At 37.7% G+C, this 16,969-nt stretch carries 19 protein-coding genes and 1 pseudogene; all 20 read left to right on the forward strand.

The genetic code is table 11. The features are described from left to right. The first annotated feature begins 128 nt into the window (after positions 1 to 128). On the forward strand, positions 129 to 1,385 hold the full coding sequence (locus Q8M62_RS13225; protein ID WP_077353325.1) for a tyrosine-type recombinase/integrase: 1,257 nt from the start codon (positions 129 to 131) through the stop codon (positions 1,383 to 1,385). Between the two features lie 2 nt (positions 1,386 to 1,387). Continuing rightward, the gene (locus tag Q8M62_RS13230) at positions 1,388 to 2,083 is read left to right on the forward strand and encodes a hypothetical protein (protein ID WP_304902142.1); all 696 of its coding nucleotides are present in this window, start codon (positions 1,388 to 1,390) and stop codon (positions 2,081 to 2,083) included. A gap of 70 nt (positions 2,084 to 2,153) precedes the next feature. After that, the gene (locus tag Q8M62_RS13235; RefSeq protein ID WP_305668166.1) at positions 2,154 to 2,456 is read left to right on the forward strand and encodes a hypothetical protein; all 303 of its coding nucleotides are present in this window, start codon (positions 2,154 to 2,156) and stop codon (positions 2,454 to 2,456) included. A gap of 277 nt (positions 2,457 to 2,733) precedes the next feature. Continuing rightward, positions 2,734 to 3,756: an AAA family ATPase gene (locus Q8M62_RS13240; protein ID WP_103923792.1), complete on the forward strand. Its 1,023-nt coding sequence runs from the start codon at positions 2,734 to 2,736 to the stop codon at positions 3,754 to 3,756. A 192-nt stretch (positions 3,757 to 3,948) separates the two neighbouring features. Continuing rightward, positions 3,949 to 4,965, forward strand: coding sequence for a toprim domain-containing protein (locus tag Q8M62_RS13245; protein WP_160111208.1), 1,017 nt, complete (start codon positions 3,949 to 3,951; stop codon positions 4,963 to 4,965). A gap of 250 nt (positions 4,966 to 5,215) precedes the next feature. After that, positions 5,216 to 5,362: pseudogene (locus Q8M62_RS13250) on the forward strand (phage integrase N-terminal SAM-like domain-containing protein); the annotation flags it as partial. Then, on the forward strand, positions 5,360 to 6,004 hold the full coding sequence (locus Q8M62_RS13255; RefSeq protein ID WP_255590697.1) for a tyrosine-type recombinase/integrase: 645 nt from the start codon (positions 5,360 to 5,362) through the stop codon (positions 6,002 to 6,004). The pseudogene Q8M62_RS13250 and the gene Q8M62_RS13255, both read left to right, overlap by 3 nt. An 85-nt stretch (positions 6,005 to 6,089) precedes the next feature. Then, complete coding sequence (locus Q8M62_RS13260) at positions 6,090 to 8,000, forward strand: ATP-binding protein (RefSeq protein WP_103923795.1); 1,911 nt, start codon at positions 6,090 to 6,092, stop codon at positions 7,998 to 8,000. Between the two features lie 87 nt (positions 8,001 to 8,087). Further along, on the forward strand, positions 8,088 to 9,293 hold the full coding sequence (locus tag Q8M62_RS13265) for an SIR2 family protein (protein ID WP_103923796.1): 1,206 nt from the start codon (positions 8,088 to 8,090) through the stop codon (positions 9,291 to 9,293). 141 nt (positions 9,294 to 9,434) lie between these two features. Then, on the forward strand, positions 9,435 to 10,433 hold the full coding sequence (locus tag Q8M62_RS13270; protein WP_103923797.1) for a DUF2971 domain-containing protein: 999 nt from the start codon (positions 9,435 to 9,437) through the stop codon (positions 10,431 to 10,433). A 369-nt stretch (positions 10,434 to 10,802) separates the two neighbouring features. Continuing rightward, on the forward strand, positions 10,803 to 11,069 hold the full coding sequence (locus Q8M62_RS13275) for a helix-turn-helix transcriptional regulator (protein WP_160111209.1): 267 nt from the start codon (positions 10,803 to 10,805) through the stop codon (positions 11,067 to 11,069). Positions 11,070 to 11,165: 96 nt separating this feature from the next. Next, positions 11,166 to 12,035, forward strand: coding sequence for an SDR family oxidoreductase (locus Q8M62_RS13280; protein ID WP_014773254.1), 870 nt, complete (start codon positions 11,166 to 11,168; stop codon positions 12,033 to 12,035). A gap of 45 nt (positions 12,036 to 12,080) precedes the next feature. After that, complete coding sequence (locus Q8M62_RS13285; RefSeq protein WP_144605546.1) at positions 12,081 to 12,842, forward strand: SDR family NAD(P)-dependent oxidoreductase; 762 nt, start codon at positions 12,081 to 12,083, stop codon at positions 12,840 to 12,842. 83 nt (positions 12,843 to 12,925) lie between these two features. Then, positions 12,926 to 13,279: a nuclear transport factor 2 family protein gene (locus Q8M62_RS13290; RefSeq protein WP_014773255.1), complete on the forward strand. Its 354-nt coding sequence runs from the start codon at positions 12,926 to 12,928 to the stop codon at positions 13,277 to 13,279. Then, on the forward strand, positions 13,251 to 13,736 hold the full coding sequence (locus Q8M62_RS13295) for a hypothetical protein (protein WP_014773256.1): 486 nt from the start codon (positions 13,251 to 13,253) through the stop codon (positions 13,734 to 13,736). Before Q8M62_RS13290 ends, Q8M62_RS13295 begins: the two co-directional genes overlap by 29 nt. A 111-nt stretch (positions 13,737 to 13,847) precedes the next feature. Then, the gene (locus Q8M62_RS13300; RefSeq protein WP_014773257.1) at positions 13,848 to 14,225 is read left to right on the forward strand and encodes a DoxX family protein; all 378 of its coding nucleotides are present in this window, start codon (positions 13,848 to 13,850) and stop codon (positions 14,223 to 14,225) included. Beyond that, positions 14,225 to 14,890, forward strand: coding sequence for an NAD(P)-dependent oxidoreductase (locus Q8M62_RS13305; protein ID WP_014773258.1), 666 nt, complete (start codon positions 14,225 to 14,227; stop codon positions 14,888 to 14,890). Before Q8M62_RS13300 ends, Q8M62_RS13305 begins: the two co-directional genes overlap by 1 nt. Before the next feature lie 84 nt (positions 14,891 to 14,974). Next, a complete protein-coding gene (locus Q8M62_RS13310; RefSeq protein WP_014773259.1) occupies positions 14,975 to 15,856 on the forward strand; it encodes a dioxygenase in 882 nt (293 codons plus the stop codon). Between the two features lie 13 nt (positions 15,857 to 15,869). Next, complete coding sequence (locus Q8M62_RS13315) at positions 15,870 to 16,358, forward strand: luciferase family protein (protein WP_014773260.1); 489 nt, start codon at positions 15,870 to 15,872, stop codon at positions 16,356 to 16,358. A gap of 52 nt (positions 16,359 to 16,410) precedes the next feature. Further along, positions 16,411 to 16,842: a PaaI family thioesterase gene (locus Q8M62_RS13320; protein ID WP_014773261.1), complete on the forward strand. Its 432-nt coding sequence runs from the start codon at positions 16,411 to 16,413 to the stop codon at positions 16,840 to 16,842. Positions 16,843 to 16,969 lie beyond the last annotated feature (127 nt).

Consider the following 16,969-nt stretch of genomic DNA (forward strand, 5'->3'; position numbering starts at 1 on the left):
TTTTTCAGGCAATTAGAACTATTTCGAATCTATTTGATTCTGATAAATTCAAATGATTTTGTCCCCCTTTTTGTCCCCCAATTTGTCCCCCTTCTTGTCCGCCTTGAATTTTTTCGATATTTTGAACCATGATAGATTTCAAAATTTCCGCGGTTTTAAATCCGAAAAGTAAAAAGTCGCCCGACGGTGAAGCGATCTATTTGTGCATTAATCGTAAAGGGAGACACTACATTAATCTCAACCTTGAAAAGATTCCAAAAAATGCTTGGTCGGGCAAACCATTAAAATGGGTCAATAGTCAATATCTGTATGCTGATTTTCACAATCGGGTAATTGCAAGGGAAATTCATCATCTCAAAGAAATCATCCAGGATTTTTATAAGCGGAGTGAGGTTCTGACCGCTGATAAACTGAAGAACATATATCTGGTAAAACACCAAGGCAAAAGAATTAAAGGTGTTAATGGAACAATTGCTCCTGGGGCTAGTGATAAAATTTCATCCTATATCGATTACTCTCTCAAATTTGGAGCAACCAAAAAGAAAGCTGAAGGAACGAGAAAGGTATATGTGACCTTAAAGAATTTGGTTGATAGCTATAAAAGCCAGGCTGTGATGGCTGATTTGGATGAGGCTTTTGTCTTGGGGTTTATTGATTTCTTGCGGAGCGAATCAACGGATATTAATTCCGACACCACGGTTGCCAAATATGTGGATCGTCTGAAGGTGATCTATCGAGAGTATTGTGACCAGTATGGGATTCTTTTTAAGAAGCGAATATTTGAAAGACTGGATGTCGAGTCAACCAAAAGGCCTGATAAAATCATCTATGTTAATGATAAACAGTATGAACTGCTGTCTGAAATGAAATTTTCTCCTGAAGAGAGAAGACTTGAAATCACCAGGGATCTTTTTCTTTTGTTGTGCAATACAGCACTATACTATAATGATTTGATTGCAATTCGTTCTGAAAGTGGATTTGATTGGAACTTGTTGAAAGAAAATCCAGAACACTTGGTGCTTCAAGGGGAGAGAAAAAAGAACGGGGAGGAATTTTGGATCCCTCTCAATGAAACCGCAAAACGGATAGTAAATAAGTACTTTCAAGAAGGTGGAGATTATCTGTTTCCTGCAGGCGTGGCTATTTCAGAGCAGAAGTTTAACCAAAACCTGAAAGTCCTTGCAGAGAAAATTAAATTCTCGGATGTGCTTTCCAATAAGGTAGGAAGAAAGACCTTCGGAACCTGGACTGACCGACTGGGGATGGATGATAACGATATTAGAATGATATTTGGGCATTCGCCCGGCTCGGTTCTTAAGAAATATTATACCGAAAGAAGAACCCTGGAAACCTATAAGAGAATCCTTTCCTTCATTCAGCGATAAGTATGCAAAAGAAAACTAAACTGGCAATCAAACATTACCACGGGAAGGAACTTGAGAAGATTGGAAAATCATCTGCTAGCTTTCCTTTATATGTCATGGTAAGGTACAAGAATGCGAAAACCAAATTTGCATCAAGGTTGGGAATACGATTTGTGAATGAAAATGGTGGTGAGTCCTCTATCCTTAGCAATTTCAATAGAGATGTGATCAGTCTAATTGAAGACGAAGTAAAGCACATTGAACTGCTTAGAGACTATTTTGAGGATGTCTTGGCGGTTGAGTTTACACCTTCTATGGTGGTAAATGAGGTCTTCGAGAATACTGCCTTAGAGAAAGTCATTGATTATTTTGATCAAGTTTTTGAGGAAAAGGAATTGATAGAGATTCTTGCAGAAATTGATCAAGACTTGATTGATTTGTTAAATGCTGCCGGTCCTACCCGGTTTTTGTCAGGTTTAAAGCATCTTGATCTAGCACTTTTTCAGCGATTCATGGAAATTGAAGAAGTCAGACGGGTATTCGATTTTTTCAGGATTTATAAATCATTTAATTGGCCGGAGGTAAATAGGCTTCAATTTAGGATGGCGGTAATTGATGATAATCAGAATATTGCAGGTTTAAAAAAATGGATGGATGATCGCTTTGATTCCGAAATGCTTCATTATTATCGACTCAATCCAATGGATTTGAATCATTGAAAAAAAACGGACACCAGTGACCGAAATTATATTTTTTCTCTATATTTGAGTAAATCAAACTCAAATCAATATGAATCAAGACACTTTTATTTCGTTTGCGGCTGTTAGCCAAAAATGGCTGGAAGAGAAATTCAAGAATCTGGAAGAGAAAATCTCAAGCATTAATCCGGCTAGTAAATCCGTAAAAGATGAATGGTTGTCGCTTCAGGAATTCATGGAGGCAACTGGCGTTAAATCTCATTACTCGATTTCAAAAATGGAATCCGTTTCCGAGTCCAAAGGGCAGGAGTTTCGCTCCATGTACCGAGGTAAAAGGCGATTTATTCACCAGAGAGAGGTGGATAGGTTTTTTCAGGGGGAGTTTGAGAACTAAAAAAGGAAAGGATGACCATCCTTTCCTTTTGTTGAAAATGCGCAATAGCAGTTCCTTGGTTTGCTTTTAACCTCTTCACAATTAAAAACATGATTCCAAGTTGAACATTCTTTTGATCAAAATCAACCTAGGTAAGGCGGTTTATTGAACTTTTACCACTCTGACTCTCCTCCCAGTTAGATCCTGATAACCATCCGGATCATTTCCAAAAGTTTACAAATCATTCAAAGTAGTATTTACCCCAAAATGCTAATCGAAACCTTATTGCCTAAAAAATATGACTTCAATAAATCATTATACAAAATCGAACGATTCCCGTTCCGGTGAATTCCTAATCATCAAATCCGCCAATGAATGGATGGATGAAGCCAAGTCCAAGCCTATTCCCAAAAAGATCTTTGGCCCGTTTTGGTATGAGGAAGAGCTATGCATTCTCTTCGCTGATACCAATCAAGGTAAGTCGTTGCTTGCCGTACAAATTATCGACAGTGTGTCCAAAGGAGTTCCAACCCTGGGATTGGAGATGGAACTGAAAGCATCTAAAGTCATCTACTTTGACCTGGAATTGACAGCCAAGCAATTTGAAATGAGATATGCTCAATACGATAAGGAAAGAGATATCCTTTTTGATCATTTCGAATTCAGTGACCTTTTCCTGAGAGCAGAAATCAATCCATATGGATTTGATGAGGCTTTTGAAGAGTATGAAAGCTTTCTTTTTAAAGAGATAGAGGTTCAAGCCTCCAAGTCCGGCGCTAAAATCCTCGTAATAGATAATCTGTCTTGTGTGATTTCAGATAATGAGAAGGCAAGGAATACCACTCCATTTTTAATAAGGCTCAACAATCTGAAAAAGATTCATGGGTGGTCGATTTTGCTCATTGCCCATACTCCAAAGAGGAACCTGTTTGCACCGATCAATAGAAACGATATCCAAGGCAGCAAGAGCTTTATTAATCTGATTGATTCTTGTTTCGCTGTAGGAGAAAGTCAAAAAGACCCTTCCATTAAATACTTGAAACAAATAAAAGTCAGGTATGGTGCTTTTAAATATCCCTCCGAAAATGTCCTAGTCTGTAAAATCGGCAAAGACTCAAATTTCAGTTCGTTTAGGTTTATCCAGTTTGGAAAAGAGTCCGATCATTTAAAGCAGTTGAATCCAGTCGATAAATCTCAAATGAAGACCAAGGCCTTGGATCTCAAAAATGAGGGCCATACCAATGTGAAGATAGCTCAGGAACTCGGAGTGTCAGAAGGAGCTGTGAGGAAATGGCTCAAGCAACTTGAGTTAGACGAGTAAGCTCAATCGTAAAAATCGAACTGTACGAGGGGTACGAGGTGTGCGAATCGTACGATTTCCACTTACCACTACCCCTCTTTTTCTTTTTGCAGGTAATCCGACAATTCACGACAAAAGGAAAGATAAGACTCCTTTAAATCAATAAGATGTATTATTTATGTATAGATGTATTTATATAAAAATGTAAATATTATGAACTACTCTGAAGTAAAACAAGCGGCTGCCAGAATCAAACAGGAATTCCCTGTGCTGGATTATTTCCATAGCCTGGTCAGATCAGGATTTCTGAAATTCGAAGGCATCCACGGGAAAGAATATTTTTTTGGTTTCCTGGAACAGCGGACTGGCTCGATTGCCGTAGATGACAAAGCGAATGTGTGGTATGATCATGCCGCAGGAAAGGGCGGAGACGTTATCGCAGCAGTCCAGGAATTTGAAAACAAAACCTTCTTCGAATCAGTGGAAAGCCTCTCTGGATCAGTTCCGGTAAGAAAATTTGTTCCTAGACAAAAACCTGAGATTGCCCAGAAAATAGTGGTGGAAAAGGTGGCTGAGATCAGCCATGATGCACTTATCCAATACATTCGAGGCAGGGGTATTGATCTTCAGGATATTGCTCCTTTCGGTAAAGAGGTGCATTGGCGGAATAAGGGAAAGCGATATTTCGCAGTGGGTTTTCCAAATGAATCGGGTGGATGGGTACTTCGATCCTCTATTTTTAAGGGGAACATTCTTGGAGGAGGTACTTCAATTCGAATCCTTGGGACTGTTAAAGGCATCAAAGTTTTTGAAGGCTGGTTTGACTTTCTGAGTTATCTGAAGCTTTCTAGAGCTACAGATTTCAAAGCCATTATTCTGAATAGTACTGCCAATCTCAGTTTTCGCTTAATTCTGGATGTTTTGGAAGAGTGTGAAGTAGTTGATCTCTATTTGGATAATGATGTTACGGGAGAGAAGTGTACAATTAATTTTATTAGAGTAGCCCAGCTATTCCGTTATTGCCTTCAAAAAGGATCACCTACCGATTGGGATTTGGAGGCATTGAGGGGGAGTAGGGACAAAATTGGAATTCTCCTTTCCAATATGAAAATCATTCCTTCAGAAGCGATGGAAATCTGGAAGATCCAAACGAATGTTTCTGATCAAAGATGTCACTTTTCTGGTTTTGAGGATGTTAATGCATTTTTGGTGGGTGGGGTTCACAAGTGACAATATTCGGTCTGGGGGTTAAAGTGGAATACTTTGGAGTCTCGTCAATACAAAAGCTAATTGGGATCAACTTCAAATGTTATATAAAGGTAAATCTGAAGTCAGGCCATCTGAAAGAAAAGTTGCAGTACCAGTTAGAATCATGAATACGCAATCCGTCCAGGCACTGGCAGATTTGGAGCAGAAATTAATTCTTAAAGCCTATAGCCCATCTACAGTAAAGAACTATTGATCATCATTAACTCAATTTTTATCTTTTTTTGAAAGTCGAAATATTAAGGATGTGACAAAGGAAGAAATAGAAGCCTTTGTCTATCATCAGATCACCAAATATAAAATTTCAGAAAGTGCGCAAAATACGTTGATAAACGCGATTAAGGCGTATTATGAACACGTGCTGGGTAGAGAACGGACTATTTATGATATCCAACGACCTAAGAAAAGCCTAACGCTGCCCAATGTACTCAGTCAGGAAGAGATCAAAGCAATCCTTTGCAGTGTGGAGAATATAAAGCACCGAGCTGTATTGATGCTTATTTACAGTGCTGGATTAAGAATAAGTGAAGCTATCAACCTTTCGTCGGAATATCTAAACCTAAGAAAACGAGATATTCATTCTGATGATGGTTACATTTTCATCAAGGGAGGAAAAGGAAAAAAAGATAGGAAAACTGTGCTTTCACCAATTCTGCTAGTAATGCTTAGAGAGTATTACAAAGCTTATAAGCCCAGTTATTGGCTATTTGAAGGGCAGGAAGGAGGTCAGTATTCAGCGACAAGCATTCAAGCCGTTTTTCGAAGAGCAATAAAGAATAGCAATTCAAACCCTTGGGCGACTGTACACACTTTGCGTCACAGTTTTGCAACTCATCTACTTCAAAAGGGGACAAATTTGCGTTATGTGCAAGCTCTCCTTGGTCATGAAAGTAGTAAGACCACTGAAATATATACGCATGTGCTATCGATATCAAATAAAAATATTCAAAGTCCACTTGATGGGATCGACGAAATCCTTAATTTGGTCACAGCAGATCCCTAAAGACCTGTGGACAATGGTGATATATAGGCAATAGGGAAGTGGTGATGCTGTAACCAAAAAGTATTATAGCTAATAATGAAAACTCATGGAAGGAAAACAAACAGCATTATTTGACGAGAGATTCCTCGAATCATTTACTGGTACTGGAATAGTGAGTGAACCAAAGATTGCTATAATAGAGCTAATTGCAAATTCTTGGGATGCAGGTGCCTCTAAAGTGGAAATCAAATGGCCTAACGAATCAGACAATTCTTTCTTCATCAGAGATAATGGACATGGGATGTCTGAATCCGAATTTGATAAACGTTTTAGAAAATTGGCATATAATAGGCAAAGAGATCAGGGTATTTATGCTGAAATACCTAGAGAAAACTCATTTATTTCAAAACGACTTGCTTTTGGAAAAAACGGCAAAGGACGATTTGCAGGGTTTTGTTTTGGTCCGTCTTTCTTTGTTAAAACATGGAAAAAGAATAATGAAGTTACTGTAAAAGTATTTAAAGGGAATGAAGGCGAAATATTCTTCCAGAAAATAGATAGTAAAGAAGGAGTAACTGGACATGGAACAATGGTTTATGCAGATAATGCCAAAATTCCCATAATCTCGGCTAATTTAATCAAAAGAGAGATTGGTATGAGATTCCTTACTGACCCAAATTTCGAAGTTGCAATTGATGGAGAAAAAATAACCTTTCTAGATATACCAGAGAAAAATATTAAGGAGTTTATTCTAACCGTGGAAGGTTTTGGAGAAGTTAAACTAATTGCAATCGATACTTTATCAACTGACAAAACTACCCATCAACATGGCATTGCATGGCATGTGAATGGGAGGTTAGTTGGTGAGTGTTCGTGGAAAGGAACTGGTATGGATCATCTTATTGACGGAAGACGTATAGAAGCCAAAAGATTTATCTTTATCGTTTTGGCAGATATTTTAAATTCCGAAAAAAACATACATCCGGATTGGTCTGGATTTAAATCAAATAGTGACGAATTTCAATCAGTAAATGAGGTTGTACTCAACAAGGTTAAAGATTTTGTTTTGGATATTTCTAAAGAAAAACGTAAAGAAACTTTTTATGACATCAAATCACAAAATAATCAAACTCTTAAAAGGATTGGGCTAATTGGTCAAACAAAATGGAATTCGTTTATAACTCAAGTGCAGGAGGAATGCCCATCAATTAATGAAACAGAACTTGCAAAGCTTGGGACAATCCTAGCCAATTTGGAGGAATCACAATCTCAATTCAGCCTTATACACGCTCTATATGAACTTGATCCAAATCAACTGGATAATCTCAATGAGATTCTAGAAGAATGGAATGTGGATCTTGCAAAAATAGTTTTGGATGAACTTCAATTTAGGCTAAAATTATTGGAGCAGTTAAAAATCAAAGTACTTTCAAAGGATACTGATGAGGTTCAGGAGTTGCAACCTTTATTCAAAAAGGGCCTATGGATTTTTGGACCCGAATACGAAACTATCGAATACACCTCAAATCAAGGAATGACATCAGTAATACAAAATTTATACGGAGGAATAGAGAAAGGCTCAAGAAAAAGACCAGATTTCGCAATTTTAAGTGACAGTACAGTAGGTCTCTACTCATATCCTAAATATGATGATGAAGGCGGTGAAATTGGCGTAGATAGACTTACGATAGTGGAATTAAAAAAGCCAGGTGTTCCCCTTAGTTCAGAGCAAAAAAGTCAAGCATGGGGATATGTGAAGGAGTTAACAAAAAAAGGATATGTCACTCCTGAAAATAAAATAACATGTTTCGTTCTCGGTTCGGAAATTGATCCACTTGAAGCTCAGGAAACGCATCAAGGGGGAACTAAAATAATTCCTTTACTTTACGATACTGTAGTAAAACGGGCTAACAGCCGATTACTAAATCTTTATGACAAAGTAAAAAATTCACCATTTCTCGAAAATGTAAGACTGGAAGAAGAGCTTAACGGTCAAATGAACTTATTAGAAAATTAATAGGCCATAACAATTTGTAGAAATTAGAGCCTTTCATTGCTACAGCACAACCAAAACTACGATTCTTACATTGACGTTATTTTTTAAATGAAAAGAGCAATAATACTTGGAGCAGGGGCTTCTAAAAGCTATAACAAATCTAAAACAGGTGTGAAAATGCCTGTTGCATTAGACTTTTTTGAAACCTTTAGAAAACTTGAAATTTCAGAAAATCCTTGGGTATTAATTGGACATTTAATTAACTATATATCTGATAGAGATAAAGTTGATGCACTCCAATTTTTGAATTTTTCTGAAGATATCGAATTACTGCATTCTGAAATTCAAAAAAAATTGTACAAGGCTTTACATCGTGGAAATATTTTTAGACACCCAGATGGTATTCAACAATTAAAGGCTTATAATGAATTGATATTTCTTTTTGTAAGTGTAATAAATGAAATTCAGAATGGTGATGAATCTTTAACTCATAAAAATTTAGCTAAACAACTTTCTACGAGAGACTCAATCATAACTTTTAATTGGGATACTTTGATGGACAGAGCTTTAATGAAAGAAACTGATTGGAATAGTGGAAATGGATATTTTGTACAGCCTTCTGCCGTTTTCAGGGATGATTGGATTTATAATGATGATCAATCTATTGAACGAAATTTCCCGAAGTTGTTAAAACTTCACGGTTCTAGTAATTGGATTACAAGTCATATTATACCTAGCAAAGAAGGCAAATTTGAATTAAGCCAGGAAACTAATGTAGAAGACTTCTATGTCTTCGAACGAGCAACTAAACCATATGCAACCTATGCTGGTAGATACATGTCTGGATATGAAGAGTTCTCATATGGCTATTATCCACCAAATCTTCCCTTGATAGGTAAACCTGCTCCTGAAGGTTATACAATAGTAAAAAGCAGAATTAAAAACCCTTTGATGCCTGAAGGAAAATCGAATGATAAAGGTTTGTATTCTATGCCATTAATAATTCCCCCGGTAAAAAATAAAGAATACGATTTATTTGGAACATTATTTACTCGAGTTTGGGCTGAAGCACAAAGAGAAATTGAAAACGCAGAGGAAATCTATATAATAGGATATTCATTTCCTGTAACTGATATTAGAACTGATCAATTGTTTAAATCGGCATTTCTCAAACGGAAAACATTTCCAAAGATTATTATCCATAATCCCAACCCGGATTTGATCTTTGAAAGATTCACATTTGATTATGGCATACCCTCATCTTACATCATCGTCAAAAAGGAATACTTTGATGAAACCTTTAAATTTGAATAAAAACTGTTCATTTAATAAAAAATAAATAATAAAAAACTTGTAACACCACCTATGCCGCTCCACTTAGGGATAATACTCATAGCCAAAAGTTGTGCTGCATACAAGGATAGCTGACTGAAAAATTATTACCACTGCAGGAAATTGAAGATTCTCTATAAATATCGCCCACTTTCAGAATTTCTTTTTAAGGAACTTTACTATCAAGAGTTGTACTTCGCTTCCTACTTCGAATTGAATGACCCGCTTGATTTGTCGGCTCGGATTGAATTTAGTTGTGAGAAATCCGAGCAAGTAGAATATCTGATTTATTTTCTTTTTAAGTCAACCCTATCGCTCAATGATGCCTTAACTGACAAAAAAAGGAAGAACGACAAAAACCTACTTGCATTCAATGACAACAGAACAAAGGTTGCAGAATTTCAGCAAACGGTTTTTGAATATATAAACCAGCTAAAAGATGAAAAAGAAAGAGTTTGGGATATTGATATTAAAAGCATTATTGATTCCGCATCAAAGAAACACAATCTAGAATTCCAATTTGATTCAGAGAATTTCAAAAGCGTACTTAAACGTATATCGTCAAAATTTCTTGAAAATAGTTATGCTACTTGCTTTTCAGAAAGCAATGATGATTTTTTAATGTGGTCGCACTATTCCAGCAAGCATTCAGGAATCTGTTTAGAGTTTGCGTTAGAAAATTCAGGTCTTTTCCCTTACATCGGGAAAGCTCGAAGGAAATTAGATTGCAAAAAATACAAAGAAAGACTATCCAAATGGGATTTAGAAACCCACGTGTATTGGGACAGAATTAAAAAAGTTAATTATGAGAGCGAACAGCCGTTTATAAATTTTTTCGAGTTTTCACAAGTTTTTGAAAATGAACACGATTGTGATTTGATAGGTCTTTCAAAACCTTGGACACATCATTTTGCTCATCAATTAGAATGGGTTTTCTCTACCAAAACTGCACCGTGGAAATATGAAAAGGAATGGAGAGCGATTCATATAAACTTTGGAAATCCCCAAGAACCAGAAGAAAGAATCCGACATTATCCACTTGAAAGTCTGAAAGCTATCTATTTTGGTATGCGAACTCCAGAAAACGTAAAGAAGAGAATCTTTCACATTTTTGATAAGTAAGCAAAAGAACTACAATACTTTGAATGTAAACCGACAAACGGGAAAGACCTAGAATTTATTGAATGGGAATATTATGAATAATATGCCAACGCATGGAGAGAAAAAGAAACGGCCGACCCTTCGCATTTTTAAGAAGAGTTGTCATCCGAATTGCCCCAAGCATTTGGCACATGCCATAGCCGCGCCAGACTATAAATAGTAGGCAGTGTGAATTCGAGATAGGTCAGTAATATCATCCATACCCTAAGTATATTATACTTATAAAGTTCAGCCTGGCCAGCAATAAAGCACCTTATTTTATTCGCTATTAGTTTTGGTCAACAGTAAAATTCTTTACAAAACATTATCTTTACAAAAAACAAAATGACAATGGATTTGCTCAAAATATCAAAAGCACTGGCTGATGCCACGCGGTTCAAAATTCTAAAGATACTCATGGCAAAAGGAGAAATCAGTTGCAGTGAATTGGAAGGCCACTTTACGCTTTCTCAACCTACCATTTCACACCACTCTAAAATACTGTTTGATTGCGGACTTATCCATGCAAAAAAGGATGGACAACATTCGCTTTTATCGGTAAATAAGAAGTTGTTAGAAAAATACCTCACATCCCTTAAAGAAGAATTGGTCAAGTAATTTTTTTTATTCAATATATAGATATATTTCAATATATCTTTTAATTTTGATTAAGTTTGTGAAAACATCTACCAACTAATTTAAAAACAAAAAATTATGATATTAATTACAGGAGCCAACGGGCATTTAGGGGCGGCCACTATCGAATCTTTATTGAAAAAAAATCCTAAAACCCCAATTAGGGCATTGGTAAGAACCGAAGAAAAAGGAGCTCCATTCAAAAAAAAAGGAGTGGATATTGCCATAGGAGATTACTTTAATTATGATTCATTGCTTGCGGCTATGCGGGGGGTAGATGTCCTTTTACTGGTTTCATCAAGTTCCATAACCGGACGTTATGAGCAGCATTCTAATGCCATAAAAGCGGCAAAAGAGAGTGGCATAAAGCATATCGTTTACACCAGTGTGCTGAAATCTTCCCCTGATTCCAAATTCAGTGGAGGTATGGATCACGTAAAAACAGAAGCAGAGATTAAAGCATCAGGAATTCCTTATACCATTATGGGAAATACCTATTATGCTGATTTTCTACCGATGTTGTTAGGAGATTTTACCAATACAGGAGCTATTTATTACAGTGCTGGTGATGCAAGGGTAAATTTTGCGTCACGAAATGATATGGCAGAGGCCAATGCAGTTGTACTTTCCAACCCTTCTGCCCATCAGAATAAAGTGTATAATATCACCGCATTAAAAGCATATACCTTTACAGAGATAGCTGTTATGCTTTCGGATATTGTAAATGCCCCTGTAAACTATGTAGATATTCCACTGGAAGATTTGAAAAAGGGCATGCTGCAACATGGTTTGCCGGAAAATGTTACGGGTATGATGGCAAGTATTGCCGAGACCATGAAAGCCGGGGAGTTTGATTATGCCGATGATACATTAAAGAAATTAATTGGTCATCCTCCTCTTGATTTAAAGGATTTTCTAAAAAGTGTATATGGCACAAAATCCTTGTAGGATAAATAAAACCTTAAATAGTAGAAATTCATAAATGAAACCAATATGGGAAAATTAGAAAACAAAGTTGCAATCATTACAGGTGGTGCCGGCAGTATCGGCCTGATTACCGCCAAACTTTTTTTACAAAACGGTGCGAAAATAATGCTTGTTGACGTAAATGAGGATTCGTTGAAAAATGCTGCAACAGAATTACAATCACCAAATGTTGATTATTGCGTAGCAGATGTTACCCAAAGTTCTGATGTTGAAAAATATGCACAGAAAACAGTAGATAAATTTGGCAAAATAGATGTGTTCTTCAATAATGCAGGGATCGAAGGGGTGGTAAAGCCAATTACAGAATACCCGGAGGAAAATTTTGATAAAGTTATTGCTGTCAATGTGAAAGGGGTTTGGTTGGGCATGAAGCATGTGTTACCAAGAATGAATGACGGAGGAAGTGTTATCATTACATCTTCCGTAGCAGGGCTTATTGGCATCTCAGGAATGACCGCCTATAATGCAAGTAAACACGCCACCATTGGTATTATGCGAGCCACAGCACAGGAGGCTGCCCCACGAAAAATCAGGGTAAATACAGTTAATCCGGGGACCGTTGATAACCGGATGATGCGTTCTCTGGAAGAAGGAATGGCTCCAGGACATGCAGAGGCAATAAAAGCGGAATTTATAAAAGGTATTCCCTTGGGAAGGTATGTTCAGCCCGAAGAAGTAGCCAATGTAGTTTTGTATTTAGCTTCTGACGATAGCCAATTTATAACTGCAACCATTAATGTGGTAGATGGAGGAATGGCGGCATATTAGATTCTCTGTTTATTCAACATCGGCACTTACATAGTTATCTGCTCTAAAACCGAATTTATTTATACACGAAAAAATATCAAACCATGAACATCAAAGAAAAAATCGAAGACCTAATCAAGCTAATGCTGTCGGGCAAACAAATGGATGCTTTTGAAAAGTATTATCATGAAGATGTAGTAATGCAGGAAAACTCCAAACCCCCAATGGTTGGCAAATCAGCCAACAGGGAAAGGGAAATTCAAGGGATGCAGATGATTGAAACGTTTCACGGAGCAGAAGTAAAAGCAGTTGCCGTGGGCGACAATGTGACTATGGTAGAATGGGAATTTGATGTCACCTACAAAGGCGCGCCCCGCATGAAAATGTGCCAGGTGGCCGTGCAAAAATGGAAGGACGGCCAAATTATTCATGAACGTTTTTATTATTCAACTAACTAAAATCAAAACAAGAGCAATTTCACTCGATCAAGCCATTGCCTTTATGTCATCGTTTAATGAAAATAATGGAAGCAACCCTTCCAATGAAAAATATATTCCCGGAACCTGCAATATGGGGAGAGAGGAAATCAAAAGGCGAAAAGCAAGTGGATGGACAGGGTTGGTACTAACGGTAATTACCATTTCTCTCTTATTATGGTTCAGTGCACCTCACTGGATGCGACTTGTAGTTTTCATTCCGGCAGTAATGGGAGCAACAGGATTCATACAGGCGTACAATAAGTTCTGCGTGTATTTCGGATTTGGGCACATGTTCAATTTAGGAGAGGTGGGGAAAACAGATACCATCGATCAAAAAGAATTCAGGGTGAAAGACAGAGCAAGAGCCTGGCAATTGCTTGCCTATGCTTTTGGTACAGGATTGATTATTACTGTAATCGTTTATCTCCTGCCCTGATTTTGATCGGATATAAACCAGGTAAGTGAACTACTTGGCAGTTCTTGCTTGAGCATCATGCTTAAGTATAGAATTTATGGAAATGAAATTCATTTAGTAAACAAAACCATCATGGAAAAGCAAACAAAGAGTAAAACAAGAAAAATTGCCGCATGGGTGATAATTGGACTAGTGGGTGCGTTGGTTATTATGAGCGCCACCATGAAACTGACACACGCTGAAGAATTGGTAACTAATTTCACTAAATGGGGATTGATTGATAACCTCACGTTTATAGGAATTGGCGAATTGATTTTCATCATTTTATTTATTATTCCCAGAACATCCTCCCTTGGGTTTCTTTTGTTAACCGCCCACTTTGGTGGAGCCATTGCCACTCATCTACAACATGAGGAATCGTTTATAATGCCTGCCATTATTTTGACTGTGATCTGGATTGGTAATTACCTGCGCAATCCCGAAATGCTGGCAAGTTTTACGAAAAAATAATGGACATAAAAGCAATAGCCGTATTAGGCGCCAATGGCCGAACTGGAATTGAAATTGTAAAACAAGCCCTGGAAAAAGGTTGGGTTGTAAAAGCATTGGTTCGCGACAAACAAAAAATCAAACTTGCAAATCCCAATCTACAAGTCATTGAAGGAAATCCTATGCGTATAGATGATGTGAGGAAAGTTATCAAGGAAACACATGCCATCTTTGTTGCGCTCAACATTGGAAGGAAATCTGACCTGCCTTGGGCAAAAGTGACTTCGCCACTTGATTTATTGTATACAAGTATGAAAAATATAATTTTCGCAATGAATGAAAACGGTGTAAAGCGGGTGATAACTGTTTCAGCCTGGGGAACAGGCGATAGCTACAAAGAAACAAATTGGATATTTAAATTTCTTATCAAAAAGACCAACGTTGGTGTAGCCTACGCAGGTCATGAAGATCAGGAAAGAGTACTTCGTACAAGCGGACTGAAATGGACATCTGTTCGACCGGTTGGCCTTAGCAGCAGTGAAAAGCAGAAGCAAGTTCGGGTAAGCATTAAAGGCGATAAAAAACTAAACATGACCATCAGCCGAAAAGATGTTGCCCGCTTTATGCTGGACATTGTTGATGATGAAAAGTATTACCAGCAAGAACTTTCTATTTCATCAGAATGACTTTATCCGGTAGCGGAGTAACGTGCGTCCGATTTAAATTCCCTTTTGAATTGTAAAATGAACCGATCAGACTTTATAAAAATAATGGGAGCAGCAACAATAGGTTTTGGGACTTCAAATGTAAAGAGCTGGGCCAATTCGATAACCGGCTTACCCGAACAGGAAGTAACCCTTCCGGTTCTTTTTACTTCGCACGGAAACCCAATGGACATACACCTTCCTCATAAAGCGAATCCTTTTTTAACTTATCTTTTTGATTTAGGTGTTGACTTACGAAAAAAATATCCAAAAGAAATTAAAGCCATATTGGTAGTATCAGCACACTGGTGTACCAAAGGCACATACGTAAATGTTTCTCCGTGGCCGGAAACGATTTACGATTTTTACGGTTTCCCTCCCGAATATTACACTATAAAATACATGGCTCCAGGTGCTCCGGAATTTGCCAAAAATGTAGCAGAAGCCATCCCTGCAATTAGAACTACAACCGAATGGGGTTTCGATCATGGCAATTGGCCCATGCTTCGTCATCTTTTCCCAGATGCCAATGTACCGGTTTTTCAGATGAGCATTGATTATTATCAATCTCCTCAATACCACTATGAGTTAGCAGTTCAACTGAAGAAATTAAGAACGAAGGGTGTTTTGATTATCGGCAGCGGTTCCGTTGTTCATAATCTTCAATTGGCAAGTTCCAGACTTTTCAAAGGCGATAAAACCTTGTATGGATGGGATAAGGAATTTGATGAATGGATAAAACAGAGAGTGGTGGACCGCGACATAAAAAGTTTGATGAATTATGAAAAAACAAAATTTGGAAAAATGGCTGCCCCGACTCCCGATCATTATGTGCCGCTAATTTATTCTATGGCTATGCTGAATACCAACGATACTATAGAGCACACCTATGAAAGTCTTTTGCCTGCATTTAGCGACCGTAGTTTCATCATTGAATCAACCCATTAAACAATAGTATAACATGACCTTACATTATGATTTTGAGCTTCCAAAAAGAACAGGAGCCAAACCAACTACCACACCGAGCAATCCTCACATGCAATTGGATCAACAACCAAAAGACAGAAAGCTGGTGGATGAACTCATTGGTTGGGCATTCTCGCTTCCTGATATTTCAAAGGAGTATAGCAAAATCTCTGTACCCGGAGCACAGGCCATGTGTATGTCAGAAGAAAAAATGTGCACACATTGTAATGCTTTTATGGTTGAAACGGAATTTGCGCATTTTCATCCTGCTCCGGATGGCAGTATGCACTTAGGCCTCCCGCAGCGTGATGTAAAAAAAGTAATTGAACTGGGTTGGGGCGAATTGCATCCTGTAGTGCATAAAGGATGGTTGCCGCCAAACTTCATAATGGTTTACGCGCCCAGAAACGAAGAGGAGGCCGATGAGATTAAAAAAATTATTTTTCGCTCCTACCAATTTGCAATAGGTGAAATAAGCGATTAATGAGGCGAAGTTTGGGTCAGTAAAAATAAATTCTACTAAAAAAAAATTAACCATGCACGAAAATGATTTTCAAATATTGAAGCACGCCATCGAAAACATGATGCCTGCTAACAAAATACTCGGTTTAAAAATAGTTGAGATTACAGCAGGCTCGGTTCATATTCATGTTCCATTCAAAGAAGAGTTTATTGGTGATTTTATACAAGGCCGCTGGCATGGAGGTATTCTGGCCGCCATTGCCGATACTGCCGGAGGAGTGGCCGGGGCAACGGCTTTACATTCACCCAATGACAGGCTGAACACCATTGATATGCGCATTGATTATTTACATGCAGCCGTTAAGGCGGATGTACAAGCAAAAGCACGAATAATTAAACAAGGGAAGACAATCATTAAGGTTGATGTAGAATTGTTTCAGCCCGATAATAAAGAACCGGTCGCCCTCGCAAGATGTGTGTATAGCGCATTAAGGAGTGAATCTTAACATGAGCCGCTCAAATTTATGCAAAAATCAGCTTGTTTGAGCTAAACTCCCCAACCGAAAGAATTCTTAAAAGAGTGGGTTTAAAAAAAATGTATATCTTTGCACTCGACCAAAAAACTAATTTGGT

This window comes from Algoriphagus sp. (assembly GCF_030694375.1).
GTDB lineage: Bacteria > Bacteroidota > Bacteroidia > Cytophagales > Cyclobacteriaceae > Algoriphagus.

Excerpts from the sequence above, each read along its gene's own strand:
- Q8M62_RS13245 (WP_160111208.1), top strand. The coding sequence starts at position 3,949 with ATGAACTACTCTGAAGTAAAACAAGCGGCTGCCAGAATCAAACAGGAA.
- Q8M62_RS13240 (WP_103923792.1), top strand. The coding sequence starts at position 2,734 with ATGACTTCAATAAATCATTATACAAAATCGAACGATTCCCGTTCCGGT.
- Q8M62_RS13230 (WP_304902142.1), top strand. The coding sequence starts at position 1,388 with ATGCAAAAGAAAACTAAACTGGCAATCAAACATTACCACGGGAAGGAA.
- Q8M62_RS13310 (WP_014773259.1), top strand. The coding sequence starts at position 14,975 with ATGGGAGCAGCAACAATAGGTTTTGGGACTTCAAATGTAAAGAGCTGG.
- Q8M62_RS13295 (WP_014773256.1), top strand. The coding sequence starts at position 13,251 with ATGAACGTTTTTATTATTCAACTAACTAAAATCAAAACAAGAGCAATT.
- Q8M62_RS13315 (WP_014773260.1), top strand. The coding sequence starts at position 15,870 with ATGACCTTACATTATGATTTTGAGCTTCCAAAAAGAACAGGAGCCAAA.
- Q8M62_RS13265 (WP_103923796.1), top strand. The coding sequence starts at position 8,088 with ATGAAAAGAGCAATAATACTTGGAGCAGGGGCTTCTAAAAGCTATAAC.
- Q8M62_RS13235 (WP_305668166.1), top strand. The coding sequence starts at position 2,154 with ATGAATCAAGACACTTTTATTTCGTTTGCGGCTGTTAGCCAAAAATGG.
- Q8M62_RS13275 (WP_160111209.1), top strand. The coding sequence starts at position 10,803 with ATGGATTTGCTCAAAATATCAAAAGCACTGGCTGATGCCACGCGGTTC.
- Q8M62_RS13290 (WP_014773255.1), top strand. The coding sequence starts at position 12,926 with ATGAACATCAAAGAAAAAATCGAAGACCTAATCAAGCTAATGCTGTCG.
- Q8M62_RS13320 (WP_014773261.1), top strand. The coding sequence starts at position 16,411 with ATGCACGAAAATGATTTTCAAATATTGAAGCACGCCATCGAAAACATG.
- Q8M62_RS13225 (WP_077353325.1), top strand. The coding sequence starts at position 129 with ATGATAGATTTCAAAATTTCCGCGGTTTTAAATCCGAAAAGTAAAAAG.
- Q8M62_RS13305 (WP_014773258.1), top strand. The coding sequence starts at position 14,225 with ATGGACATAAAAGCAATAGCCGTATTAGGCGCCAATGGCCGAACTGGA.
- Q8M62_RS13285 (WP_144605546.1), top strand. The coding sequence starts at position 12,081 with ATGGGAAAATTAGAAAACAAAGTTGCAATCATTACAGGTGGTGCCGGC.
- Q8M62_RS13300 (WP_014773257.1), top strand. The coding sequence starts at position 13,848 with ATGGAAAAGCAAACAAAGAGTAAAACAAGAAAAATTGCCGCATGGGTG.
- Q8M62_RS13280 (WP_014773254.1), top strand. The coding sequence starts at position 11,166 with ATGATATTAATTACAGGAGCCAACGGGCATTTAGGGGCGGCCACTATC.
- Q8M62_RS13260 (WP_103923795.1), top strand. The coding sequence starts at position 6,090 with ATGGAAGGAAAACAAACAGCATTATTTGACGAGAGATTCCTCGAATCA.